Annotated in this window: 3 tRNA genes; all 3 read left to right on the forward strand. The window is 45.2% G+C overall.

Annotation, left to right across the window (positions count from 1 at the left end):
* Window positions 1-120 precede the first annotated feature (120 nt).
* The 3 genes from AN391_RS19945 (at window position 121) to AN391_RS19955 (ending at window position 449) form a co-directional block, all read left to right on the forward strand.
* Window positions 121-195: transfer RNA gene (locus AN391_RS19945), tRNA-Gln, on the forward strand.
* 5 nt (window positions 196-200) lie between these two features.
* Window positions 201-277: transfer RNA gene (locus AN391_RS19950), tRNA-Met, on the forward strand.
* A gap of 90 nt (window positions 278-367) precedes the next feature.
* Window positions 368-449, forward strand: a tRNA-Leu gene (locus tag AN391_RS19955).
* Window positions 450-451 lie beyond the last annotated feature (2 nt).

The following is a 451-nucleotide window of genomic DNA, read 5'->3' on the forward strand; positions in this document are numbered from 1 at the left end:
GGGAGTGGCGGAATTGGTAGACGCGCTGGATTTAGGTTCCAGTATCTTAGGATGTGAGAGTTCAAGTCTCTCCTTCCGCACCATGTTCTGATATGAACTAAACTATCAATTGTTTTCTGTTGGGATATCGCCAAGCGGTAAGGCACCAGGTTTTGATCCTGGCATTCCCAGGTTCAAATCCTGGTATCCCAGCCAACAATGGCTAAGTAGCTCAGCTGGTTAGAGCACATCACTCATAATGATGGGGTCACAGGTTCAAATCCCGTCTTAGCCACCATTTCTTTTTTAGAAGTGGCTCTGCAAGAGTTAAATTGCGGCTCAATGAAGAGTTTAAAATAACTACCAGTGTTTATTAAACACAAAAAATGCGGGAGTGGCGGAATTGGTAGACGCGCTGGATTTAGGTTCCAGTATCTTAGGATGTGAGAGTTCAAGTCTCTCCTTCCGCACC

Source organism: Pseudoalteromonas sp. P1-13-1a, from assembly GCF_001401875.1.
GTDB lineage: Bacteria > Pseudomonadota > Gammaproteobacteria > Enterobacterales > Alteromonadaceae > Pseudoalteromonas.